Annotated in this window: 1 protein-coding gene; it reads right to left on the reverse strand. The window is 63.4% G+C overall.

Going from position 1 to position 443, the window contains the following annotated elements; genetic code table 11:
* Positions 1 to 443, reverse strand: a 443-nt coding sequence (locus tag AB4Y40_RS42845) for a phosphate ABC transporter ATP-binding protein (RefSeq protein WP_368692994.1), incomplete at both ends; no start/stop codon positions are given.

Genomic DNA, 443 nt, shown 5'->3' on the forward strand with positions numbered 1-443 from the left:
GTGCGTGACGATCACCACCGTATAGTCGCTCTTCAGTTCGGCGATCAGCTCTTCGATGCGGCCCGTCGAAATCGGGTCGAGCGCCGAGCACGGCTCGTCGAGCAACAGGACTTCAGGGCGGATCGCAATGCCGCGCGCAATGCACAGGCGCTGCTGCTGGCCGCCCGACAGGCCGTAGCCGCTCTGGCCGAGCTTGTCCTTCACTTCGTTCCACAGCGCGGCCTTCGTCAGCGCCCACTCGACGCGATCGTCCATCTCCGAGCGCGACAGCGTTTCGAACATCTTCACGCCGAATGCGATGTTGTCGTAGATCGACATCGGGAACGGCGTCGGCTTCTGGAACACCATGCCGATGCGCGCGCGCAAGAGCGAGATGTCGCGCTTCGACGTGAGCAGGTTTTCGCCGTCCATCAGGATTTCGCCTTCGGCGCGCTGCTCGGGAT

This window comes from Paraburkholderia sp. EG287B (assembly GCF_040965595.1).
GTDB lineage: Bacteria > Pseudomonadota > Gammaproteobacteria > Burkholderiales > Burkholderiaceae > Paraburkholderia.